This is a genomic window from Roseivivax halotolerans (genome assembly GCF_900115815.1).
GTDB lineage: Bacteria > Pseudomonadota > Alphaproteobacteria > Rhodobacterales > Rhodobacteraceae > Roseivivax > Roseivivax halotolerans.
This window is the reverse complement of sequence record NZ_FOXV01000007.1, coordinates 121,680-145,559: the sequence shown is the minus strand read 5'-3', so window position 1 is coordinate 145,559 and position 23,880 is coordinate 121,680. Positions and strand designations below refer to the sequence as shown.

The following is a 23,880-nucleotide window of genomic DNA, read 5'->3' as shown; positions in this document are numbered from 1 at the left end:
GAGAGCAAGAGGTCACGCATGGACGGTCTCGACATGACAACGCTTCTGACGCTGGCAGGCGTCGCGGCCGGGGCCGGGGTCGTTGGCGGCGTGCTCGCGGGCCTACTCGGCGTCGGCGGCGGCATCGTCATTGTCCCTGCGCTCTATATCGCGTTGTCACTGACCGACATGGACCCCGCGCTGATCATGCAGGTGGCCGTCGGCACCTCGCTTGCGACCATCGTCTTCACCTCGCTCTCCTCTGGCTGGGGGCATTACAAGAAGGGCTCGATCGACTTCTCGGTGCTGAAGCTCTGGGCCCTGGCGATCCTCGTTGGCGTGGTCATCGGCGGCATTCTGGGCGGGGTCGTGTCGGGCTATGCCCTGATCGCCGTCTTCACGGTCGTCGCGCTCGCCGTGGCGGCTGACATGATCCTGCGAAGCCCGAACCCCGAGCCCAATCCGCGCAGCTTCTCACGCCCGGTCTGGGCTGGGCTCGGCGTTGTCGCCGGGGCAATCTCGGCGATGATGGGGATCGGCGGCGGCACGGTCTGCGTCCCCCTCCTAAGCTTTCTCGGCTACGACATCCGCAAGGCGGTCGGCACCTCGGCCGCGATCGGCTTCATCATCGGCCTTCCCGGCGCGCTGATCTACGCCGCCACCGGGTTCGGCGCCGAGGGCCTGCCGCCCTTCTCACTGGGCTATGTGAACCTCTTTCTTGCCGCGGTGATCATCCCGCTTTCGACCACCTTCGCACGGGTCGGGGTGATGATCGCCCATGCCATCCCGCGCCGCGCCTTGCGGCTCGCTTTCGGGTTGTTCCTCCTGGCAACAGCGATCCGGATGGGATCGGACCTCGTCTCCGCGTTTTAACCGACCGGCGAGATCTTCGAGAAATCCCGGGCGCTTTCCACCCGCACGTCGATCGCTTCCAGCGCCTTCATCGCCGCCTTGTCCTTGGCACCCGCGCCTTTGCCCGGCTCGCGGAGGATCACGCGGGTAATGCGGCCCGGATGTCGCTTCGCGGCGTCGAGATAGACCTGCGGATCGTGCTGGCCGGTATCGCCGACCAGAACGAACGGCGTCTCCGGCAGGGCGGCCAGCAGCACGTCGATGGAGCCGCCCTTGTGGTCGCCATGCGTGCCCGAGATGAACTGCGTGCGCGACAGTCCGAGGTCGCGCAGGAACATCGGCGCCTTTGGCATATGGTGCCGCTCGAAGATGCGGCGCAGGAAGAAGTGCAGGTTCCACGGCGAGGACGAGACGAAGAAGACCGGCGCGCCCGCTGCCTCGAACCCGCGCACCAAGGCGACGGCATCGGGAAAGATGTGGCGGGTCAGCGCATTGCCGGTCAGCGACGTCCACAGGTTGCGAAGAAGCGAATAGGCCCCCGTTTGGAGCACCGTGTCGTCGATATCGGAGATCACCGCGAAGGGTGGATCATGCGGCGGAACGAGGGCTTCCAGTTCGCGCGACTCGCCGTCCTCGACCGTGACAGGCACCGATACCCAGCCCGCAGCGGCATCCTCGCGCGGAAGATGCAGGTCGAAATAGCCCTCCTCGTCGGTGCGGGCTTCGGTCCCGCCAGCGGTGACGCAGATGTCGGCGACCTCGCGGGTCAGGAACAGCGACAGCATCTGCCGAAGGTTCGTCCACCACGACCCTTCGGGCGACGGATTGGTCCGCCGAAGGGCCGTCAGGACGCGGCCCCGGAGTATGATCTCCGAGGCCGTCGCGTAGCCGAGATAGGGGTCGATGACGAGGTTATCCGTCCGCCGCTTGGGGCGGAGGCGGTCGAGCCAGCGCTCGACCGGGTAAAGAACCCTCGCGAGCGCTGCCTTCGCCATGTCAGCTTGGGCTCAGCCCGCGCAGTTTCTCCGACCGACGCCGCAGGATCTCGACCGTCGACAGAAGCGCGATGGAGATACAGACGAGGATCGTCGCCGCGGCGAGGATCGTCGGAGAGATCTGTTCCCGCAGGCCCGTGAACATCTGCCAGGGCAGCGTCTGCAGCTCGGCCGAGCCGATGAAGATCACCACCACCACCTCGTCGAAGGACGTGATGAAGGCGAAAAGACCGCCGGAGATCACGCCGGGCAGGATAAGCGGCATCTGCACCTTGAAGAACGTCCGCACCGGGTTCGCGCCAAGATTGGCAGAGGCGCGCACCAGCGACTTGTCGAAACCGACGAGCGTCGCAGTCACAGTGATGATGACGAAGGGAATGCCGAGCACCGCATGGGCGAGCACGACGCCCCAATAGGTGCCGACGATGCCGATCTTCGAATAGAAGAAGTACATCCCCGTCGCCGAGATGATGAGCGGCACGATCATCGGCGAGATCAGAATCGCCATGATCGCTTGCCGTCCGGGAACGTGGCTCTGGCTGAGGCCGATCGCCGCGAGCGTGCCCAGCGTCACCGCGATCAGTGTGGAGACGGGGGCCACCCGGACCGAGTTCCAGACCGCGTTCGTCCATTCGGGGTTAGTCAGGAAGTCGCGGTAATGCCTGAGGCTGTAGCCGTCAGGATCGAGGCGCAGCATCTCGGGCGTGAAGGTGAAGAAGTTCTCGGCGTTGAACGAAAGCGGCATCACCACGAGGATCGGGGTGATGAGGAAGACGAGCACCGCGCCGCAGAGCACCCGGAAGGTGTAATGCCACAAGACCTCACGAGCGGTCAGGTAAGGCGGCAGGAACTCGCGGTATCGTTGCCGGCCGATCCAGTAGATGAACCAGCCGAGGAACCACGCGAAGAGCCCCATGACGATGAGGCCGGCGAGGCCGCCGAAGGCGAAGCCCGCGACGAGGAAGATTGCGATCAGACCATATTTGAAGGTCTTCTCCATTTCCGTGCCCAGGAGCTTGATCGCCGCGACGCCGAGCGCGGCAGCGATCAGGAAGCCGACGATCACGCCGCCAAGCCCAGAGCCCTGCGCGGTGCCGACGAAGAGCCCGAAGAAGGCTCCCGCCGCGCCGATCACGGAAGCGGTGAACCAGAGCGGCTGATCCTTGGTTTCGGTCAGAACGACGTCATTCATGGCTCAGCCCCCGAGTTTCACGTTGTCGATGCCGACGATGCGGTCATAGGCCCAGTAGAGCACCAGCACGACCACCAGCAGGATCGTACCCAGCGCCGCCGCGAGGCCCCAGTTGAGAGACGACGAGATGTGATAGGCGATCCGGTTCGAGATGAACGTACCGGTGGTGCCGCCGACGATCTCGGGCGTGATGTAGTAGCCGATCGACAGGATGAAGACGAGGATAGAGCCCGCGCCGATCCCCGGGATCGATTGCGGGAAGTAAACCCGCCGGAACGCCGTCGTCGGCGTCGCACCAAGAGACCTGGCCGCCCGAACATAGGAGGGCGGGATCGTCGACATCACCGAATACATCGGCAGGATCATGAATGGCAGCAGGATGTGGGTCATGGCCACGATCGTACCGAACTGGTTGTTGATCATCACGAGCCGGCTGCCGTCGCCGATCATGCCGAGCCAGACGAGCACGTCGTTTATCACGCCTTGTTGCTGCAGCATCACCTTCCAGGCCGAGGTTCGAACCAGAAGCGACGTCCAGAACGGCAGCAGAACGAGGATCATCAGGAGGTTCGCCGTACGCGCCGGCAGGTTCGACAACAGATACGCCACCGGATAGCCGAGCGCGATGCAGCTGAAGGTGATGACCAGCGACATGAAGAGCGTGCGCTGGAACAACAGGCCATAGATCCGCTCATCAGCATCGCGGAGCGCAGGACCATCCGCGGTCTTCTGCATGTCCACGGAGTTCAGGAAGTAGCCCGTGGTATAGTCGGGCGAATACATCTGTAGCGTGGTCCAGATCTCGGGATTTCCCCAATCCTCGTCGATCTCGATCATGCCTTCCTTGAAGCCGATGCTCTCGAACCCGTCGACCGCGGCATCAGCTTCCTGCACGAGATCCGCGCGCGGGCCGTCATACTGGCTGTAGCCGTTTTCGGTCAGATCCTTGTAAAGCGCCACATGGACAAGTCCGTAAGGCTCTTCTTCCAGCGGGCTGTCTTCTTCTTCGGTTTGCGAGAAACGCGCAAAGGTCTCGTAGGCGGCAGCCGCGTTCGGGAATTCGTTGATCGCGCCCTCGCGCAGTTCGAACCGCGGCATCCGGCCGTCTTCGCCAGCCTCGTCGAACGCCTGCTGCTCCGCGATCCAGTCGGGATCGCCCATCAGCTCGGCCCAGGGCAGGGCCTCGTCCCAGGCTTCATTGAGGTCTTCGAACTGGTCGAGATAGACGTCCGAGATGTCATCGAGGCTCCGGCCCGAGCGGCGGAAGAGCGAAGACATGCCCGTCATCTCGTAATTGAGACGGGTGCCGAGACGCGTATGTTCCCGCCGCGCCTCGGCAACGAAGAGATCGTAGAACAGTGCTTCGTAGAGCGCCTCGTCCGGCGTCTCGCCGGATGCCGAATCCCACTCGTCGATCCGCGCGGTGGTGCGCGGCAGCGTGTCCGAGACGATCTGGTTCTCGACCGAGCGGAAGAGCATGTCGCCGATGGGCGCGATGAAGCTGACCAGAACGAAGATCAGAAGAGGAGCGATCAGGATAAGCGCGCGCATCTTCTGCACCCGCAGCGATTTGGCGAGCGATTTCTTGAGCGGCGTTCCGTCCGCCGCGAGCATCGGACCGTCATCGGCGGCCTTGGCGGCGCGCATCGCATTGTCGGGCGTCGGACCCTCGATCTTGTCCGGATCGGTACTGGCGTCGCTCATGGCTCAGACCCCTTCTGCGAGGATGATTGTGCTTTGCGCGGTGCGGCGGCGAATATCGGCGACAGCCTGGTAATCAGGGTCGCGGTATGCGCGCTCTGCGCTGGCGTAATCGTCGAATTCGATGACGACGTGCCGGTCATGGGATGCGCCTTCGACGACCTCGGACGGGCCGCCGCGAACGATGAAGCGTCCACCGAGACCGGTGAGGATGGGCGTGTCCTTCTCGACGTATTCGCGATACGCCTCCGGATCCTCAACGGTGATATGTGCGATGATATAGCCCTTGGGCATGTCGCTTGGTCCCATCCCTGCCGCGGTCTTCTTGCCGCTCGTTCTTGGTTGGCGGGATGCGCCTCTGCGGCGCATCCCATCGGTATCACACCGGGCGATACATGCTGTGACGCATCGCCCGGAACCTCATCCTTACTGAGCGAGCCAGGACTGGAACTTCGCGTCGATATCGTCGCGATAGTCAGCCCAGAACTCGTAGTTGTAGAGGAACGTGTTGGCCGAGTTTTCCGGATCGGTCGGCATGTGCTGCTTCATGTCCTCCGGAACCAGCGGAGCCGAGGACTGGCGCGCCGGACCGTAGGAGATGTAGTTGGCCTGATCAGCCAGACGCTGCGTGTCGGTCGCGAAGCGGACGAAGTCCATCACGCGTGCCAGACGGTCTTCCGGCAGACCTTCGGGAATGATCCAGCCATCAAGGTCGAACACCTGCGCGTCCCACATCATGCCGATGGGCTGGTCCTGCTCTTCGATCGCCGAGTAGAGGCGGCCGTTATAGGTCGAACCCATGAAGACTTCGCCGTCGGCCAGAAGCTGCGGCGTGTCTGCGCCTGCGTTCCACCACACGACCTGGTCCTTGATCTCGTCGAGCTTGGCGAGCGCCTGATCCTGGCCCTCTTCGGTCGCGAGCACGTCATAGATCTCGTCCTTAGCGACACCGTCGCAGAGCAGAGCCCATTCCATGTTGTTGATCGGACGACGCTCCAGCGCGCGCTGACCCGGATAGGTTTCAAGATCCCAGACGTCGCAGATGTCGTTCGGGGCCTCGACGCCTTCCGGCACCATGTCGGTGCGGTAGCCGAAGGTCGTGGAGTAGACGATCTGCGGGATGTAGCAGTCGGAGACGATCAGGTCGCCGAAATCGTCGGACGCTTCGGTGCCGTCGGGCGCGGCTTCGAGCATCTCGTCGTGGTCGATCTCCATCGCCAGACCTTCGTCGCAGAGACGGATGGCGTCAGAAGCCACGACGTCGACGAGATCCCAGGTGATGTTGCCCGCTTCGTTCATCGCGCGCAGACGCGCGACCGCTTCCGCGGAGCTTTCGTCCCAGCTCACGGATACGTCGGGATTCATCTCGAGGTAGGGTACGACATATGCCTGCTGCTGGCTGTTCTGGTAGGCACCGCCCCAGCTGACCAGCGTCATGCTGTCGACCATTTCCTGATCCTGCGCGAACGCGGTCGCGCCGGCTGCAACGGTCAGGGCCGTCGTTGCCATAAGTGTCTTCGAGAACTTCATTACAGTCTCCCTAGTCATTGCCCGTCTTTTGGTTTGAGGGGCCCGCGTCACGGGTCGGACGTTCGAACCCTCATGGCACCCCCGACGCGCGGGCCCGATCCGGGCGCGCGTCGAGGTATTCGGTGCTTATGCGTCCAGAGCGCGGCAATCCTCGGCGAGCCAGCCGATCTCGAGCTGTTCGCCAGGCTTGAGACGCCGCTGGTCGGGCGCGTTTCGCGTCTTGATGATGAAATCGTCGTTCCCCGCCACGGAAAGGCGGGTGCGGAAGATGTCACCCATGTAAATGAATTCCTTGACCTCGGCCTTCAGCAGGTGTGCGCCTTCCTGGAGGCGCTCCTTGTTGAACTCCACCCGCTCGGGCCGGATCGACACCACCGTGCGCTCGCCCTTGTTTGCGACATTGACCGGCAGCGCGTCGATGATGTCACCGGAATCGAGCCGAACGGTGCATTGATTGCCGTTGATGCTTTCGACCACGCCCTCGAGCGTGTTGTTCTCGCCGATGAACTGGGCGACGAAGCTGTTCTGCGGCCTCTCGTAAAGCTCGTCCGGCGGCGCGAGCTGCTGGATGCGTCCGTCGTCGAAGACCGCGACGCGATCAGACATGGTCAGCGCCTCGGTCTGGTCGTGCGTGACATAGACCACCGTGATGCCGAGCTCGTGGGCCAGGTTGGTGATCTCGAATTGCAGGGTCTCGCGCAGCTGCTTGTCGAGCGCACCGAGCGGCTCGTCCATCAGGACCAGTTCGGGCTCGAAAACAAGCGCGCGCGCCAACGCGATCCGCTGCTGCTGGCCACCTGAAAGCTGGGCCGGGCGGCGGCCGGCGAAACTACGCATCTGCACCATGTCGAGCGCGCGATTGATCTTATCCTCGCGATCCGACTTGGAGATGCCGCGCACCTCCAGTGGGAAGGAGAGGTTCTCGGCCACCGACATGTGCGGAAAGAGCGCGTAGTTCTGAAATACCATCCCGATCCCGCGTTTATGCGGCGGGATATTGTTGATCGACACGCCGTCGAGCTTGATCGCCCCATGCGTTGCCGTCTCGAAACCGGCAAGCATCATCAGGCAGGTTGTCTTGCCCGATCCCGAAGGCCCGAGCATCGTCAGAAACTCGCCTTTCGGCATGGAGAGATTGAGGTCCTTAACGACGAGTGTCTCGCCATCATAGCTTTTTTGAACTCGCTCGAATGCTACGAACGAGTCGGTCTCAGCCGCTTGCGCCATCTCGGCTCCCTGATTGTCGTTCACGCGGTTATGGCTCCGCTTGTCACTGAAGAACTAAATATGGTGAGGACCTCACTTGCAACTGTCTTGACCGTGGGGTCGCTCAGAAACCCAAGAAGAAGGCCCTTTGCGCGTCAACCACTAGGCATTTGCGGCATTTGAACTGCGAAAAGCGAAGATTCGGGCAAATTTCCTCGCGACTGAGGACGAGAGAACGTCAGGAAGCCTGAAGATCGGGCGAGGACGAATCGCGCGGAGCCCAGCCTTTGGATGTATACATCCTGCCAAAAAGTTACCCGTCTCTGCCGAGCACGGCAGCAAATTGTCGTTCAAATGCAAGATTGCGCGCGCGCATGTCGTTTTTGGTGAGGCCCCGTTGTACACAAAGGGGCACAGATGACAGGGTAACGACATCCGTTTCGGAAAGGCTTGCCCATGGTATTTCACCGTTTCTCGAAGGACCTTCCTTTCTCCGAGGCCGAGTACAATCGGCGGCTCGACAAGACCCGGCGCGCAATGGACCGCGCGGGCGTCGAGCTTCTGCTTGTCACGGACCCGTCCAATATGGCGTGGCTGACAGGCTATGACGGGTGGTCCTTCTACGTGCACCAGGGCGTCCTGGTCTTTCCCGATGCGGATCCGATCTGGTGGGGCAGGAACCAGGATTCGAATGGCGCGGTGCGGACCGTCTGGATGGGCGACGACCGCGTCATCGGCTATGCCGACAATTACGTCCAGTCGACCGAACGACACCCGATGCAGGACCTTGCCCAGCGTGTGATCGGCATGGGGCTCGACAAGGTGCGGATCGGCATCGAGATGGACAATTACTACTTCTCGGCCAAGGCCTACCAATCGCTGACCGAGGAACTGCCGGACGCCACCTTCATCGACGCGACGGCGCTCGTGAACTGGCAGCGCGCGGTGAAATCGGAAGAGGAGCTCGTCTTCATCCGCCGCGCGGCGAAGATCTCCGAAAAGATCATCGACGGGCTCGTCGAACGGGTCGAGCCGGGGGTGCCGAAGAACGAGGTCGTGGCCGAGGTGTATCGCGACGCGCTGTCGGGTGTGGACGGCCATTGGGGCGATTATGCCGCGATCGTTCCGCTGCTGCCCTCGGGCTCTGACGCGGCCGCGCCGCACCTCACGTGGGATGGACGCCCCTTCAACCAGGGCGAGGCGACCTTCTTCGAGATCTCGGGCTGTTTTCGCCGCTATCACGCGCCGTTCTGCCGGACGATCTTTCTGGGCGAGCCGTCGGACATCTTCAAGCGCGCGGAAGCGGCGCTTGTCGAAGGGCTGGAGGCCGGGCTCGACGCGGCGCGGGCGGGCAACCGTGCCTGTGACATCGCCAATGCGCTGGCCGCGCCTCTCGAAAGCGCGGGCATCGAACGCGGCGCGCGCTGCGGTTATCCGATCGGGCTGTCCTATCCGCCCGACTGGGGCGAGCGCACGATCAGCCTGCGCTCCGAGGACGAGACCGAGCTTGAACCCGGCATGACATTTCACTTCATGCCCGGCCTCTGGATGGCCGATTGGGGGCTAGAGATCACCGAGTCGATTCTCATCACCGAAGACGGTCCGGCCGAAACCTTCTGCAACCGGCCCCGCAAGATGTTCGTGAAGACATGAGCGATCTCTGGGCCACAGAAACCATTCTTGCCGATCTGATCGCGCACCCGACGGTCTCATCAGAGCCGAACCGCGCCCTGATCGACCACATGGCCAACATCCTCGACGATGCCGGCGCGAAGGTCGATGTCTATGCGGATCCGACCGGCGCGAAGGCGAATCTCTTCGCGACGCTCGGGCCCGAGCGGTCGGGCGGCGTCGTGCTCTCGGGGCATTCCGACGTCGTGCCGGTGACCGACCAGAACTGGACCACGGATCCTTTCCGCATGTCTGCCTGGGACGATGCACTCTACGGGCGCGGGGCGTGCGACATGAAGGGTTTCATCGCCGCGAGTCTCGCGATGGCGCGGGAGTTCTCGCACAAGACGCTGAAGCGGCCGGTGCATTTCTGTTTCACCCATGACGAGGAGGTCGGCTGCCTCGGCGCGCAGGCGCTGGTGCCCGAGCTTGCAGAGCGCGAGATCCGGCCCGCCATCGCCATCGTGGGCGAGCCGACGGAGATGCGGATCATCGAAGGGCACAAGGGCTGCTGCGAATATACCGCAACCTTTACCGGGCTCGAAGGGCACGGCTCCGCCCCGGACCGCGGCGTGAACGCGGTGTCCTATGCGGTGCTCTACGTCACGCGGCTTTTGCTTCTGGCCGATCAGCTGCGCGGGCGCGCGCCCGAGACGTCCAAGTTCGATCCGCCCTGGACCACGATCAATATCGGCCGTCTTGCGGGCGGGCACGCGCACAATGTCATCCCCGGCTGGGCCGAGGTGCAATGGGAGATGCGGCCCGTGCAAGGCAGCGACGCCGCGTTCGTGAAGGACGATATCCGCGCCTATGTCGAACGCGATCTCCTGCCCGCGATGCGCGAGGTGCATCCTGACGCGGATATCGTGACCGAGGTGATCGGCGAGGTCGCGGGGCTCGAGCCGATGTCCGAGAACGCCGCGCGTGATCTCATGGCGGAACTGACCGGCGCGACGAAGGCCGAGCTCGTGCCGTTTGGCACCGAAGCGGGCCTCTTCCAGGAGATCGGCATGTCGGTCGTGGTCTGCGGTCCCGGCTCCATCGCGCAGGCCCACAAGCCCGACGAGTTCGTCACCCGCGAGCAGCTCAGCCAATGCATCGACATGCTGCACGGGTTAGGGGCGCAGCTTTCGGCATGAGCGAGGCGGAGACCCGGCATCACCAGCTTTACGACGTGCTACGCACGCGGATCTGCCTGCTTGACTATCCGCCGGGCACAAAACTGGGCGAGGAGGCGCTTGCGGCCGAGTTCGGCGTCTCTCGCACACCCCTTCGCCGGGTTCTAGCGCGTCTGTCCGATGAAGGGCTCGTCGAGACGCGGCACGGTGTCGGCACTCTCGTCACCGATGTGGAGCCATCGGAACTCGCCCATATCTACGCGCTTCGGATGGAGCTTGCCGAACTGATCGGCCGTCTCTCGCCAAGGCCCGTGACAGAAGACATCGTCGCGTCCGCGGAAGACATGCTGGCCGACGCCGAACGCCTCTCCGCTGCACCGGATCCGCGCGCCTTTGCCGAACTCAACGCCGCCTTTTTCCGCCTCGGGCTGCGACTGACCGGCAACGGCCCCCTTATCGAGGTAGCAGAGCGGCTTTACCTCAAGACGGCGCGGATCTGGCTGGCGCGGATCGGAGAGCTCGATCTCATGCGCGAATGCGAGAGTTTCGAGGCCGAGATTCGGGAGACGCTGGCCGCCCTCGAGGCAGGCGACGTGCAGGCTGCGGCGCTCGTGCGCCGGGCGCATATCTCCATGAGCTTCAGCCGCCTGCGGACCGCGGCATAAAAAAGCCCCCGGGCACTCAGCCGGGGGCCATGCTCGTCACAACACGATGCTATCAGCCCATACCGTTGGGATACCATTCGCCCATGCGGACCTCGGAGCCGTCGACCATCGACGCAAATTCTTCGGGATCCTGCGTGCCGCCGTCGCGGCCCCGGTAGTGGTAGGGGTAGACGACCGCCGGTTGAAACGCGTTCACGCCCTCGGCGGCCTGTTCCGCACCCATCGTGAAAGGCAGATTCATGCAGACGAAGGCCACGTCGATATTCTCGAGCGCGCGCATCTCGTCGGTCACTTCGGTATCCCCGGAGATGTACATCCGAAACCCGCCCCAATCGAGGACGTAACCATTGTCGCGGCCCTCCGGGTGGAAGTTCATCCGGTCCTCGGTGGTGTTGTGCGCCGGGATCGCGTCGATCGCGATGCCCATCATCTCGCCGCTGTCGCCATTGGCCATCGAAGTTGCTCTGGAGGCCAGCTCCTCGGGTAGCATGTCGAACACGGCGGGATTGGTGACGATCTGCGTTTCCTCGCCCGCAAGCGCGGTCAGTGTCTCCGCGTTGTAATGGTCGCCATGCTCATGCGTGATCAGGATGAGGTCTGGCGCAGGGAAGTCCGAATACAGGTCCGCATCTCCGACCGTGTCGACATAGATCGTGCCGGATGGCGTTTCGAGCACGAAAGACGCATGCTCAACCGGGTGTACCGTCACCGGGCCGGCCTCGGTCTCGAACGTGTTCGACGTCTGGTCCTGCGCCATCGCTGCAAAGGGCATGATCGTCGTTCCTCCGGCGAGTGCTGCGGCGCTGACGAGGAAGGTTCTGCGCGTCTGTGTCATGGGAGACCTCCTGTTGCATGACGTTTATCCTAGCGTCGCTGCGGAGGTAGATCGCCCGGCGCGGGCTTCAATTCACATGCCTGTCGCGCAGGGTTCCGGAAATGGAGACAGCGCACCTGAAACCTTGGATTTTGTTTCCTGCATGGGCCATAATCTGACCAAATTTTCATCTCAATGGTGGTGCAAAGCCGTCATAAGCCTCTTAGCAGAACGGCAGAGCAGTCTCGGATAGCGCCAATGTTGGAGTTCGAAAGCGTCAGCAAATCCTTCTGGACCGGATCGCATCACAAGGTGATCCTGAACCAGGCGTCCTTCCGCGTGGAGATGGGCGACGCGATCGGGATTCTCGCGCCGAACGGCACCGGCAAGACGACCCTCGTCAACATGATGGCCGGGCTCGAAAAGCCCGATGAGGGCGCAATCCGACGCGAAGGCCGCATCTCCTTCCCGCTGGGGTATATGGGCGGCGTGGTCAACCGGATCTCGGCTGCCGAAAATTCCCGTTTCATCGCGAAGATCTACGGCCTCGATCCCGATTACGTCGAGGCATTCTCGCGCTGGGTTTGCGGGCTCGGCGAGTATTTCGATCAGCCGCTCGGCACCTATTCCTCGGGCATGAAGGCCCGCTTCACGTTTTCGCTGCTTCTGGCGCTCGACTTCGATATGTATCTCATCGACGAAGGGATGCCGAACTCGACCGACGTGGAATTCAACAAGAAGGCGGGCGACCTTCTGGCCGAACGGCTCCAGCGCTCGACGCTCGTGATCGTGTCGCACCAGCCCGCCCTGCTCGAAAAGTTTGCGAAGAAGGCCGGTGTCCTCATGGATGGCCACCTGCACATGTTCGATACCCTGGAAGAGGCCAAGCGGCTCTATGACTACGAAACCCAAAGCTAAGAAGTTCCGCATCCGCCGGAACGAGGGATCGGCGCAGCCGGCACCGGAGGCTGCACAGGGTCGTGAGGACACACCGCCCTCCGCCCAGCCCGAGACCCGCATGAGCGCACCGCCGCAAAGTTCCGAGCAGCGCGCGACCGCGCCGCGCGAGGATGCCTCGCGTCAGACCGAAGCGTCCTCCGCGCCTCAGCCACGCTCGGGGGAAGTATCCAGCGCCGGGCAGGTCGCGGGCGAGACGGACATGCAGAAGATCCGCCAGGAAGGTCTGACCGGCCGGCAGCTACGCATGGCGCGGCGCATGGCGCAGAAACACGGCCTCGCGCCGACCTCGGATTTCGATGCGGTGCGGCTCCTGCGCGCCAAGGGGATCGACCCGTTCCAGCGCGCCAACATGCTCGAGCTCGTCGTCGGGCGCGACGAGTCCGACGGGCAGAGCACCGGTGAGCCGGGCCTTCCGACCCGCGCCAATCCGGTCGATCCGGCCCGTGTCGGTGACGGTGTGAAACTGCCGCAGACGATTCCGTTGAAGAAGCAGCAGGTCCCCTCGACGGAGACAATGAGCACCGCCGAGCGCCGCGCGATGGAAGTGGCGAAGGTGCAACGCGAGCTCGGCAAGCGTCGGCGTCGCCGCTTCGCGCTGATGATGGCGCGCCTTGCCTTCTTCGTGATGCTGCCGACCCTCATCGCGGGCTATTACTTCTACGCCGTGGCGACCCCGATGTATGCCACCAAGTCCGAGTTCCTTATCCTGAAGAACGACGGCGGTGGCGGCGGATCGGGCGGCATGGGCGGCCTCCTCTCGGGCACCCAGTTCGCTACGAACCAGGACGCCATTGCGGTGCAATCCTACCTTTCCTCGAAGGATGCGATGTTGAGGCTCGACCAGGATGTCGGGTTCCGCGAGCATTTCATGCAGGACGATATCGACCCCATTCAGCGCCTCGATGCCGATGCGTCGATGGAAGACACTTACAAGGTCTACAAGCGCAACGTGGAGATCGGTTACGATCCGACCGAGGGTGTCGTACGGATGGAAGTCCGCGCCGCGGATCCGCTGCTCGCAAAGCAATTCTCCGAAGCGCTGATCGACTACGCCGAAGAGCGGGTCGACAATCTCACCCAGCGCAAGCGCGAGACCGCTGTGGTCGATGCCGAAGAGGGCCTCGCCGAAGCCGAAGAAAAGCGCGTCGACGCGCAGGAGATGCTGGTGCGTCTCCAGCAGGAGAACGCGCTGCTCGACCCCGAGGCCAAGATCGCATCCCTGCGTAGCCAGATCAGCTCCCTCGAAGTGCAGCTTCAGGAGAAACAGTTGCAGCGGCAAGCGCTGCTCGATAACCCGCGTCCGAACCAGAGCCGCGTTGAAGGTGTCGAAGGCGATATCCGGCGGATCAACAACATGCTCGGCCAGCTCAACGAGCGCATGACCACCGAGACGACCGGCGACGGCAACCTCGCCGAGATCGCGATCCGAACGCAGCTGGCCCAGGCGGACCTCGCCACGCGCGATCTGATGCTGCAATCGGCGCTCGAACGACTGGAAAGCGCGCGCCGCGAGGCCGACAGCCAGGCGCGCTACCTGACCACCTCCGTCGTGCCCGTGGCCTCCGAGGATCCCAGCTACCCGCGGAGTTTCGAGAACACGATCCTGGCGTTCCTGATCTTCGCCGGCATCTATCTGATGATCTCGCTCACGGCATCGATCCTGCGCGAACAGGTCTCAAGCTAAGAGAAAGACCTCTAGGGGCGGTTGCGCTCCTAGAGGTTGTCCTCGACGCGGAAGCCCTCGGGGATCGCGTCGCGCCCGTCCAACACCAGATCGGCCATTACGTCTCCGACCTTTGGCGCCATGCCGAAGCCGATCTTGAAACCGCCATTCGCGATGAAGTGCCCCGGCCGGTCCGGCCAGGCCCCGAGCATCGGCGCGCGGCTCTTGGCGCGTGGACGCACCCCCGCCCAGCGGCGCAGGATGCGGGCGCTCTGAAGCTCCGGCACAGCGGCGACCGCGCGGGTCAGAAGCGCGTCGGCGGCGTGGTCGGTGCTGCGTGGCGCATCGAATTCCCGCTCCGTCGTGGACCCGATGGCCGTCGTTCCATCCGCGTGCGGCACGATATGCAACCCGTCCACGAAGAGTTGCGGTGCATGCCTCGCGTCGTGATCGAGAAGAAGAGCCTGCCCCTTCACGCCCGCGCCCACCCGCTTGCCGAACGTCTCGGAGAGGGCCTCTAGACCGTCCCAGCCGGTCGCCCAGACCACCGAGCCTTGCAAAGCGCCTTCGCGCAGAACCGGACAGCCCCGCGCCTCTAGTGCCGCCACGAGCGCCGCGCAGCCTCGGGCCGGATGGACACGCGCTGTCAGCGTGTCGAAGATGAGCTTGCCCGTAGGCGAGTGCGGCGTGAAGGCATCCGCATCAACGCGATCGATGATCGTCCAGTCGGCTTGACCGTTCCAGAGCACCCTGGCGGTTTCGATGCGCGCCTCGGCCAATGCCAGTGCGGCCTCGTCCGGGATGGGTTGAAGACGCCCGAGCCGGGCATAGCCGGGCGCTTCGCCTCCGGCCTCCGCCACCTCGGACCAGAACGCCTCGGCCATCAGCAGGCTGCCCAGCTGAAACGCCTTCTTGGCGTTCCAATTCTCGGGCACATGCGGAGCCAGGGCCCCGACGATCCCGCCCGAGGATCCCGCGCCCGGCCCGTTCGGATCGATCACCGCCACGCGCGCTCCGCGCTGGACCATTGCCCAGGCGATGCTCAGGCCGAAGATCCCCGCCCCCATCACGGTCGCGTCTCTTGTCATCGCCGTGCCTTTCGTCGCAGTGTCGCGCCGTTCTGCTATCGAGGCCCTGCCCCATGCACAAGCATGCCGAGCTCGACTGGCGGGACGGGCGGGTGCCCGTCTCGACCCGGTTCGACGATCCGTATTTCTCGCTCGATGACGGCCTCTCGGAGACGCGACATGTCTTTCTTGCGGGCAACGGCCTGCCCGAGCGGTTCACGCCAGGCTTCCACATCGCCGAGCTGGGTTTCGGCACCGGCCTCAATCTTCTGGCGGCACTGGAGGCCTGGCGGGCGAGCGGCACCGCAGGCCCGTTGCGCTTCACCACCTTCGAGGCGTTCCCGATGGCGCCCGAGGACATGATCCGCGCGCAGGGCGCCTTCCCTGAACTGGCGGAGATCGCCGCCACGCTGGAGCCGATGTGGCGTGACGGCCGAACGAGTTTTGAGACCGATGAGCTGATCTTCGAGATGCGCGTCGGCGATGCGCGGATCACGCTTCCGGCGTGGGACGGCACCGCCGATGCGTGGTTCCTCGACGGTTTCTCGCCCGCCAAGAACCCCGAGCTCTGGGAACCTGCGCTTCTGGCATCCGTCGCGGAGCATACCGCACCGGGCGGCACCGCCGCGACCTATTCCGCCGCGGGGGATGTGCGCCGGGCGCTTGCCGCGGCGGGGTTTGCAGTCTCCCGCGTGCCGGGATACGGGCGGAAGCGGCACATGAGCGTGGCCCGGAAAGAGATCCCATGACCAGCAACGACACAACGCGCGGCATCGGCCTGATGGTCGTGACCACTTTCGTCTTCGCCATGCAGGACGGCATCTCGAGGCACCTCGCCGAGACGTACAACACCTACATGGTCATCATGATCCGCTACTGGTTCTTCGCAGCCTTCGTCATCGGGTTGGCGCGGGTGCAGGCCGGGTCGATCAAGGCCGCAGCCCGAAGCGCGCAGCCGTGGGTGCAGGTGTTCCGCGCCGCGCTCCTCGCACTCGAAGTTCTCGTGATGGTTCAGGGCTTCGTCTATCTTGGCCTCGTCGAAAGCCATGCGGTCTTCGCGGTCTACCCGCTCATGATCGCGCTCTTCGCCGGCCCGGTTCTTGGCGAGTATGTCGGCTGGCGGCGCGCGCTCGCGATTGCGGTCGGCTTTGTCGGGGTGATCATCATCCTGCAGCCGTCCGGCGGTGTCTTCTCGCCCTACGCGGCGATACCGCTGCTCGCGGCGTTGATGTTCGCGCTCTACGGACTTCTGAACCGCTACGTTGCGCGTCGCGACACGGCGGCGACAACCTTTTTCTGGACGGGCGTCGTCGGCGCGGTGGTGACGACCGCGCTCGGCATCTGGCGATGGGAACCGATGACGAGCGGCGATTGGGCGTGGATGGGGCTTCTCTGCCTCACCGCGTCTTTCGCGCATTGGACGCTCATCAAGGCTTACGAGGCGGCGGAGGCCAGCGCGGTTCAGCCCTTCGCCTATTTGCAGCTGCCTTTCGCCTCGGCGCTCGGTATCTTCGTCTTCGGCGAGACGCTGCGCCTCAACGTGGCGATCGGCGCGGCGATCATCGTGGCGGCGGGTCTCTTCACTCTTGCCCGTGCGCGTCGCGCGTCATGACCCCGAGCCAAGCGTCGATCCCCTGAGCTCCTCCGAGAACGGCACCGGGTGCGGGTCCTTGCCAAGCCGCGCGCGATAGACCGGCAGGCTTTCGGCGACGCGCATGACGTAATTGCGCGTCTCGTCGAAGGGGATGTGCTCGATCCAGTCGACCACATCCATCTCGCCGCGGCGCGGATCCCCGTTGAGGCGCATCCAGCCGATGGGCCGCGAGGGGCCCGCGTTGTAGCCGGCAGAGACCATGACAACGTTGCCGTCGAATTGCTCGGCCAGGTTCGCGAGATAAGCCGCGCCGAGCCGGGAGTTGTAGACCGGCTCCCGCGTGAGCCGCTCGAGCGCGTAATTCTCCCCGAGCCAGCCCGACACTTCCTGCGCGGTGCCCGGCATGAGCTGCATGAGACCACGCGCGCCCGCACCCGATATGACGCTCGGATCGAACTCCGACTCGCGGCGGGCGATGGCGAGCACCATCTCGGTCGGCACCGGGTGGTCGCGATCCACCAGCGGATGCAGCGGGTAATAGGGGCCATAGACCTCAAGGCCCGCCTGCGCTGCCCGCTTGCCGAGCATCACCTGGATATGCGGCTTGTCCATTTCGGCGAGCATGTCGCCCATCTGGCCGATCCCTTGCCGGTCGAGCCGTTCGGCGAGATGCGTCAGGAAGCGCTCGGCAAGCCAATCCTCGCCGTTCTCCATCAGAAGCATCGCCGCGCGGTAAACCGATGTGTCGGTCCAGTCCGCGCTTTCCCAATCCCCGAAATCCTCGTTGCCATCGAGGCGTGGCTCCGGCGGGAGCCCCGCGCGCTCCGCAGCCAGAAGCCCGTAGAACGAGGTCTGGTATTGCGCGCCGAATGTGTAGGCATCGTCCGCGCCGGTGACATCGCCCGCCGCCTCGCGGGCACGGCCCAGCCAGTAGCCGGCGCGGCCGAGAGAGATAGGCGTGTCGACTGCCCCGCGGAACGCCATGAAATGACGCGTCGCGGCTTCGGCATCATCGAGGAAAGTGAGCGCGATGTAGCCTGACAGCCATTCCAATGCCGCGAAGTCGCTGCCGCCAAGAAGGTGATGCGAAGACGCGATGCGGTAGGCTTCCTGATGCGCGTCATCGAGCATCCGCTCGCGTGCAAGGTCTTGCCGGCGGTTCGCCCAGGCGGCCGGCTCTCCGAGATCGGTGGCGCTGCTTGAGCGCTCGAGCAGCATCTCGATGGCGTCGGCGTCGCGCCCTTTCCGCGCGCGCCAGACGAATCGCGCATGGGCGAGGCCGGGATCGTTCGCCAGCTCATCGGGCACCGCCTCGATCAGCGTATCGACGCCGGGCGCTTCGTCGTAGAGCGCAAGCCGCGCCTCGGCGAGCGCGCGTTGGCCGTCCGAGACGAGCGGCAGCATGCGGCGGGCATTGACTTCCCAGCCCTGCCAGAGCGCCATGTCGAGCCGCGCATTATGATGCGGCCGCAGAAGGTCGGCGTGATTGGCGAGGAAGGTCGCGTGTTCCTCGCTCGACATCGACAGCGTGCGCCAGGCAAGCACGATCTCCGCATCCGATGCGCCTTCATCACCGAAATGCCGGTAGGCTCGCGCCAGCGATAGCGCGCCGGTGCCGGTCTGGGGGCGGTTGTCAGCGAAGAAATCGCGCACATCCTCGTGGCTTGCGGCGGTGACGGCCTCTTCGCTCTTCTCGCGCAGATAGGGCATACCGGGCCAATCCGCGTTCCGCTCCACGAAGTCGAGCACCTGCGATGCGTCGCCCTGCCCGTCGCGCAGGTAATGCCATAGGATGATGTCGAGCGCTGCCTGACCGTCGCCGCGCGCCTCGATCATGGCAGCGGCCCAGTTGCCGTCACGCATGTCGGACATCGCCCGGGCGAGAGCCGCCTGAGCATGCGCCGCAGGTGCGGTGAGCCAAAGAGAAACGGCCAGGCTGGCCATGAAGAACCGGCTGAGCATCGTCTTGCAATTTCCGCGCTGAGGATGGATAGACACGCCCCTGAGGATATGGCCAAGAGCGGCACCCGCAACTCACTTTCGCGGGAATTTTCGAATCCTCTTCGGATGGGGCAAAGCGTGCCTCGTGAAACGGGAAAGGAGCGTGTCATGTTCAAGGGGTCGATGGTTGCCCTGGTGACGCCGTTCAAGGACGGCGCTGTGGATTTCGACACGCTCAAACGTCTCGTCGACTGGCATGTCGAACAGGGCACGCATGGGCTGGTGCCGGTCGGCACGACGGGCGAGAGCCCGACGCTCAGCCACGAAGAGCACGAGGCAGTCGTGGAGACCGTGGTGCGGCAGGCCGCAGGTCGCGTGCCGGTGATTGCCGGGGCGGGGTCGAACAATTCGGCGGAGGCGCTGCGCTTCATCAAGCATGCCGAGTCCGTGGGCGCCGATTGCGCGCTCGTCGTCACGCCTTATTACAACAAGCCGACGCAGGCCGGTCTCTACGCGCATTTCAAGATGCTGCACGACGAGACGAACCTGCCCATCATCATCTACAACATTCCCGGCCGCTCGGCGGTGGACATGTCCCCGATCACGATGGGTGAGCTTGCCAAGCTGCCGCGGATCGTCGGTGTAAAGGACGCAACCGCCGACCTCGCGCGGGTCTGCGCCCAGCGGATCACCTGCGGCACCGAGTTCCTTCAGATCTCTGGCGAGGATGCCACGGCGCATGGTTTCAACGCGCAAGGCGGTGTGGGCTGCATCTCGGTCACGGCCAATGTCGCGCCGGCCATGTGCGCCGAGTTGCAGGATGCATGCCTTGCAGGCGATTACGCCCATGCGCTGAAGGTGCAGGACCGGCTGATGCCGTTGCATCACGCGATCTTCACCGAACCGGGTCTTTGCGGAGCGAAATACGCCATGTCGCAGCTTGGTCTCTGCGGCGAAGAGGTGCGTCCGCCCCTCGTGCCGCTGACGCCCGAGACCCGTGCCAAGGTGGATGACGCGCTGCGCTACGCCGGTCTCGTCAACTGATACGGCGATGTGCGGAGGCCCAACGCCTCCGCACTCGTTTTTGCCTATGGCGCCTTACTGGCTGACCTCGGCCTCCAGCCCCTCGGGCTGACCGACCACCACGAACAGCAACTCCTCCGGCTTCAGGAGCCGGGCGGCGACGCGGCGGACATCCTCGATGGTGACCGCGTCCACCTTGTCGTTGCGCGTGTTCACGTAATCCGGATCGAGATCCTGCGTCTGCATGCCGACGATGATATTCGCGATGGGCGCATTCCCGTCGAAGCGCAACGGATAGGCGCCGGTCAGGTATGTCTTCGCCTGGTCGAGCTCGTCTTGAGTGACGCCCTCTTCGGCCATGCGCCGCCATTCGGCGCGGATGACCTCGATCGCCTCGGCGATACGATCATTGGCCGAGGCAACGCGCCCCATGACGAGATCGGCGTGATCCTTGTCGGCGAGGTAGGAATAAACTCCGTAGGTCAGGCCGCGCTTTTCGCGAACCTCGGTCATGAGCCGGGCCTCGAAGCCGCCGCCGCCGAGGATCTGGTTCATCACGTAGGCCGCGAAGTAGTCGGGATCATCGCGGTCGATACCCGCGTGACCGAAGACGGCAACGGATTGCGGCGTATCGAACGGCACGATCTCTGTGTCGGCTTCCGTTTCGACCTCTACCGCCTCCGGCAGCGGCGGACCGTCAGCGGGCAGACCTTCGAAGAGCGTATCCATCAGCTCGCCCAGCTCTTCCGCAGAGATATCGCCCGCCGCACCCACATGGGCGCGGCTTGTGACGATGGCTGCCTCCTTGGCAGCGACGAGATCCTCGCGGGTGATCGCCTCGACGCTCTCGGCGGTGCCCTGGATCATGCTGCCATAAGGATGATCGCCGAAAACCCGCGCGGTGAACGCCTTCGCGGCAATCGTGTCGGGGTCGGTGGAATCGGCTTGGATGGCCGAAAGCACCTGACCTTTGACCCGCGTGATCGACGCGTCGTCGAATGCGGGCTCGACAAGGCTCTGGCGCAGGAGGGCTATGGCCTCGTCCATGTTCTCGGTCAGGAACCGCGCCGAGACCGTCACCATGTCGTCGCCCACATCGTAGGAAAACGACGCGGCGAGGCTTTCCTGCGCGGCGATGAAGGCGCGGGCATCCATCTCCCCCGAGCCTTCCTCGAGCAGACCGACCATCAGGTTCGTCGCACCGCGCTTGCCCTCGGGGTCGAGCGACGCCCCACCCTCGAAACGCAATTCGAGATTGACGAAGGGGATCGACGGCTCCTCCACGAGCCAGGCCTCGTGCCCGTTCTCGGAGGTCACTTCCTGAATATCGATCGCGGCGGTGGCAGAGGCCGCCCAGAGGCAGGCGATGCCGGTCAGAACGATGCGGATCATTGGGTCACCTCCGGTTGCGCTTCTGCTGCGTCGGCTTGCGGCTCGGGTGCCATCAGCCAGCCCGTGACGGACTGGTCGAGGTCAAGCACATTTCGAGCGACAGACAGGATGTCCTCCTCCGTCACGGCCTGGAGGATATCCGGCCAAGCCTCGACATCGTCGACGCCAAGGCCCGAGGTCAGCGCGGTGCCGTATAGGCGCGCGATGCCGCCCGAGCTGTCGAGCGCGTAGATTTGTTGCGCCCTGAGCTGGAACTTGATCCGTTCAAGTTGCTCGGCATCGACACCTTCTTCAAGGAAGCGGGCGAGACTTGCATCCATCGCATCTTCGGCCTCCTGCAACGTCACGCCGTCTTGCGGCACGACGATCAATCCGAAAGAGGCGTCGTCATAGGACGTCCCCGAGTAGAAGGCCGAGCTGTAGACGGCGACCTGCTCTTCGAATTGCAGATCGCGGGACAGGACGGAGGTCTGACCGCCGCCGAGGATCTCGGAGAGTATCGTCAATGCGGCGGCCTCTTCCTGCGCGCCGGGATCGCGTTCGGGCGCGAGGTAGCTGCGGATCACGTAAGGTTGCGAGACGCGCGGATCCTCGAAGGTCAGCCGGCGCGGCGCCGTCTGCGGCGGCTCTTGCGGGCGTTCACGCGGCCCGAGCTCAGGATTTGCCGCAAGCGGTCCGTAATGCTCTTCGGCAAGATCGCGCACCTCGTCCGGTGTCACATCGCCCGCCACGACGAGGATGGCGTTGTTCGGCGCATAGTGGCGCTCGTAGAAGGCCAGCGCGTCATCGAGATCGAGGGCTTCCATCTCGTGACGCCAGCCGATGATCGGAGTGCCGTAAGGATGGTTGAGATAGAGCGCGGCATTGCGCTGCTCGCCGAAAAGCGCCGAGGGGCTGTTCTCGACCCGCTGGTTGCGCTCCTCGATGATGACGTCGCGCTCGGTCAGGATGTCCTCTTCGTCGAGGTTGAGGTTGACCATACGGTCGGCTTCCATCTGCATCATCAGACTGAGCCGGTCGGCCGCGACGCGCTGAAAGTAGCCGGTGTAGTCGTAGCTGGTGAACGCATTGTCGTCCCCGCCATTGGCCGCGACGACCTCGGAAAACTCTCCCGGCTCCATGTTATCGGTGCCCTTGAAGAGAAGGTGCTCGAGGAAATGCGCCACTCCAGAGACGCCGGGCTCTTCATCGGCGGCGCCGGCCTTGTACCAGACCATATGCGTGACCACCGGGGCGCGGTTGTCCTCGATCACGACGACGTCCATGCCGTTGTCGAGCGTGAAGGTCGTCACGGCCTCGTCGATGGACTGCGCCTGTCCGGGCATCGCCCAAAGCGCGACCGCGCTCAGCATCGCCGCAGCGATTCTCATGAAGCTACCTCCTCTTGGTCAGAGCTGACGGGAAAGCTACCCTGTTCCGCCGCGACTTCAACGAAGGTTTCGCAAATGTAATCGGCGGATCAGCGCTCTTGCGGCGGCGCGCTCGGTGTCGCGACGTTGCTGCCGGGCTGACGGACGTTCCGCAGCCAGGTGTAGGCGTCGAGCGACTGGGAGCGATACGCGCGATTGTATTCGTTGTCCGGCACGAGCCGCCAGTTGAAGAGGCTCTTGCGACGGCGGAACTCCGCGTCTTCCTCTGCCAGTGTCGTACGGATGCCAGCGGACCGCCCGAAGCGGCTGGCCGCGTTCACCAGCGCTGCGTCTGACGAGGGCACGCCGGTCGCCGAAAGCGCCGCCGGGTTGCCACCGAGGGCGGCGACCGCCGCGCCAAGCGGCTGCTGGTCGGCGCGGTTCGCCCCGCCAGGCGTCGGCGCGGGCAGCTCTGCGAAGTTCACGGGCGTCTCGAGAGGCTGGTTCGGCACGATGTCGAACTCCTCGGGGGAGCGGTCGTCGCTGCCGAAGGTCCTCAGCGTCCCGTCGCCACAAGCGCCGAGAGCCAGAACCGAGATCAACATTGCGAATTGCGCGCGGCGCATGGGCCACCTCCGTGTCACTCGCCCCTGATTAGCCGATGTCCGGGCCGAGGTCACGAGCCGTTTTTTCCTTCGGGTTTTCCCGGCATCAACGCAAGCCCGATCGCGCCTGCGAAGATCGCGATATCCGCGACGTTGAAGGCAAAGGGATTGTTGATGCTGCAGCAGGACATGTTGAGAAAATCTGCCACCGCCCCGTAGAGCAGACGGTCGATCACGTTGCCGACAGCGCCGCCGATGAGCAGGCCCGCCGAAACAAAGCCCATCCGCCCCGGCGGATCGCGCCTGAGCCACACGAGAACCAGAAGCACAATGCCGATGGCCACCGCGATCAGCACCCAGCGGGTAGTATCGCGCTCGCCGGACAGTAGGCCGAAATTGATGCCGTAATTCCAAGCCATGCGGAATTGCAGGAACGGCGGAAAGACCAGGATCTCGCCCTTCTGCGCGAGCCCCATGACGTGAACGACCAGCCATTTCGTAAGCTGATCGAGCACGAAAGTGACCGCGGCAACGGACCAGAGCAGCTTCATGGCCGTCCTCCT

At 64.2% G+C, this 23,880-nt stretch carries 22 protein-coding genes; 9 read left to right on the top strand and 13 right to left on the bottom strand.

Annotated features, from left to right (window positions below; all coding sequences use genetic code 11):
• Nucleotides 1-18 precede the first annotated feature (18 nt).
• Nucleotides 19-852 carry a sulfite exporter TauE/SafE family protein gene (locus BM171_RS11380; RefSeq protein WP_093012109.1) on the top strand — a complete coding sequence of 278 codons (834 nt, stop codon included), beginning with the start codon at nt 19-21 and terminating at the stop codon, nt 850-852.
• Here the strand turns inward: BM171_RS11380 and BM171_RS11375 are convergent.
• The 6 genes from BM171_RS11375 to BM171_RS11350 form a co-directional block, all read right to left on the bottom strand.
• The gene (locus tag BM171_RS11375) at nt 849-1,826 is read right to left on the bottom strand and encodes an App1 family protein phosphatidate phosphatase (RefSeq protein WP_093012106.1); all 978 of its coding nucleotides are present in this window, start codon (nt 1,824-1,826) and stop codon (nt 849-851) included. The genes BM171_RS11380 and BM171_RS11375 overlap by 4 nt on opposite strands.
• A gap of 1 nt (nt 1,827) precedes the next feature.
• Nucleotides 1,828-3,018: an ABC transporter permease gene (locus BM171_RS11370; protein ID WP_093012103.1), complete on the bottom strand. Its 1,191-nt coding sequence runs from the start codon at nt 3,016-3,018 to the stop codon at nt 1,828-1,830.
• Nucleotides 3,019-3,021: 3 nt separating this feature from the next.
• Nucleotides 3,022-4,722 (bottom strand): ABC transporter permease, encoded by a 1,701-nt coding sequence (locus BM171_RS11365; protein WP_093012100.1) that lies wholly within the window; start codon nt 4,720-4,722, stop codon nt 3,022-3,024.
• Nucleotides 4,723-4,725: 3 nt separating this feature from the next.
• Nucleotides 4,726-5,013, bottom strand: a complete 288-nt coding sequence (locus BM171_RS11360) for a DUF1330 domain-containing protein (RefSeq protein ID WP_093012361.1) — start codon at nt 5,011-5,013, stop codon at nt 4,726-4,728.
• 132 nt (nt 5,014-5,145) lie between these two features.
• Nucleotides 5,146-6,249, bottom strand: coding sequence for an extracellular solute-binding protein (locus tag BM171_RS11355; protein WP_093012098.1), 1,104 nt, complete (start codon nt 6,247-6,249; stop codon nt 5,146-5,148).
• Nucleotides 6,250-6,375: 126 nt separating this feature from the next.
• Nucleotides 6,376-7,476, bottom strand: coding sequence for an ABC transporter ATP-binding protein (locus BM171_RS11350; RefSeq protein ID WP_093012358.1), 1,101 nt, complete (start codon nt 7,474-7,476; stop codon nt 6,376-6,378).
• A gap of 435 nt (nt 7,477-7,911) precedes the next feature.
• Between BM171_RS11350 and doeA the strand changes: the two genes are divergently transcribed.
• From doeA to BM171_RS11335, 3 genes are read left to right on the top strand one after another with little or no spacing between them, the layout of a single operon-like run.
• Entirely contained in the window at nt 7,912-9,108 is a 1,197-nt protein-coding gene (doeA, locus tag BM171_RS11345) for an ectoine hydrolase DoeA (protein WP_093012096.1), read from the top strand.
• On the top strand, nt 9,105-10,265 hold the full coding sequence (gene argE, locus BM171_RS11340) for an acetylornithine deacetylase (protein ID WP_093012094.1): 1,161 nt from the start codon (nt 9,105-9,107) through the stop codon (nt 10,263-10,265). Before doeA ends, argE begins: the two co-directional genes overlap by 4 nt.
• Nucleotides 10,262-10,909: a GntR family transcriptional regulator gene (locus tag BM171_RS11335; protein WP_093012091.1), complete on the top strand. Its 648-nt coding sequence runs from the start codon at nt 10,262-10,264 to the stop codon at nt 10,907-10,909. Before argE ends, BM171_RS11335 begins: the two co-directional genes overlap by 4 nt.
• A gap of 52 nt (nt 10,910-10,961) precedes the next feature.
• Here BM171_RS11335 and BM171_RS11330 read toward each other — a convergent pair whose 3' ends face one another.
• Nucleotides 10,962-11,744 (bottom strand): MBL fold metallo-hydrolase, encoded by a 783-nt coding sequence (locus BM171_RS11330; RefSeq protein WP_093012088.1) that lies wholly within the window; start codon nt 11,742-11,744, stop codon nt 10,962-10,964.
• A gap of 237 nt (nt 11,745-11,981) precedes the next feature.
• Between BM171_RS11330 and BM171_RS11325 the strand changes: the two genes are divergently transcribed.
• Nucleotides 11,982-12,641: an ABC transporter ATP-binding protein gene (locus BM171_RS11325; protein ID WP_093012085.1), complete on the top strand. Its 660-nt coding sequence runs from the start codon at nt 11,982-11,984 to the stop codon at nt 12,639-12,641.
• The gene (locus BM171_RS11320; protein WP_093012082.1) at nt 12,619-14,367 is read left to right on the top strand and encodes a capsule biosynthesis protein; all 1,749 of its coding nucleotides are present in this window, start codon (nt 12,619-12,621) and stop codon (nt 14,365-14,367) included. Before BM171_RS11325 ends, BM171_RS11320 begins: the two co-directional genes overlap by 23 nt.
• A 29-nt stretch (nt 14,368-14,396) precedes the next feature.
• Here BM171_RS11320 and BM171_RS11315 read toward each other — a convergent pair whose 3' ends face one another.
• The gene (locus BM171_RS11315) at nt 14,397-15,434 is read right to left on the bottom strand and encodes an NAD(P)/FAD-dependent oxidoreductase (RefSeq protein WP_093012079.1); all 1,038 of its coding nucleotides are present in this window, start codon (nt 15,432-15,434) and stop codon (nt 14,397-14,399) included.
• Nucleotides 15,435-15,487: 53 nt separating this feature from the next.
• Here BM171_RS11315 and mnmC2 point away from each other — a divergent pair, with 53 nt between their 5' ends.
• Nucleotides 15,488-16,162, top strand: coding sequence for a tRNA (5-methylaminomethyl-2-thiouridine)(34)-methyltransferase MnmC2 (gene mnmC2, locus BM171_RS11310; protein ID WP_093012076.1), 675 nt, complete (start codon nt 15,488-15,490; stop codon nt 16,160-16,162).
• Nucleotides 16,159-17,025 (top strand): DMT family transporter, encoded by an 867-nt coding sequence (locus tag BM171_RS11305; protein WP_093012073.1) that lies wholly within the window; start codon nt 16,159-16,161, stop codon nt 17,023-17,025. Before mnmC2 ends, BM171_RS11305 begins: the two co-directional genes overlap by 4 nt.
• On the opposite strand, the gene BM171_RS11300 is transcribed toward BM171_RS11305, so the two are convergent.
• Nucleotides 17,020-18,951, bottom strand: coding sequence for a lytic transglycosylase domain-containing protein (locus tag BM171_RS11300; protein ID WP_093012355.1), 1,932 nt, complete (start codon nt 18,949-18,951; stop codon nt 17,020-17,022). The genes BM171_RS11305 and BM171_RS11300 overlap by 6 nt on opposite strands.
• Before the next feature lie 165 nt (nt 18,952-19,116).
• Here BM171_RS11300 and dapA point away from each other — a divergent pair, with 165 nt between their 5' ends.
• Nucleotides 19,117-19,992 carry a 4-hydroxy-tetrahydrodipicolinate synthase gene (dapA, locus tag BM171_RS11295; RefSeq protein WP_093012070.1) on the top strand — a complete coding sequence of 292 codons (876 nt, stop codon included), beginning with the start codon at nt 19,117-19,119 and terminating at the stop codon, nt 19,990-19,992.
• A 54-nt stretch (nt 19,993-20,046) separates the two neighbouring features.
• Here the strand turns inward: dapA and BM171_RS11290 are convergent, their stop codons facing one another.
• From BM171_RS11290 to lspA, 4 genes are all read right to left on the bottom strand, one after another.
• A complete protein-coding gene (locus BM171_RS11290; RefSeq protein ID WP_093012067.1) occupies nt 20,047-21,363 on the bottom strand; it encodes a M16 family metallopeptidase in 1,317 nt (438 codons plus the stop codon).
• A complete protein-coding gene (locus BM171_RS11285; RefSeq protein WP_093012064.1) occupies nt 21,360-22,733 on the bottom strand; it encodes a M16 family metallopeptidase in 1,374 nt (457 codons plus the stop codon). Before BM171_RS11285 ends, BM171_RS11290 begins: the two co-directional genes overlap by 4 nt.
• 89 nt (nt 22,734-22,822) lie before the next feature.
• Entirely contained in the window at nt 22,823-23,338 is a 516-nt protein-coding gene (locus tag BM171_RS11280) for a DUF3035 domain-containing protein (protein WP_093012061.1), read from the bottom strand.
• 50 nt (nt 23,339-23,388) lie between these two features.
• Nucleotides 23,389-23,868 carry a signal peptidase II gene (lspA, locus tag BM171_RS11275; protein ID WP_093012058.1) on the bottom strand — a complete coding sequence of 160 codons (480 nt, stop codon included), beginning with the start codon at nt 23,866-23,868 and terminating at the stop codon, nt 23,389-23,391.
• Nucleotides 23,869-23,880: the final 12 nt, after the last annotated feature.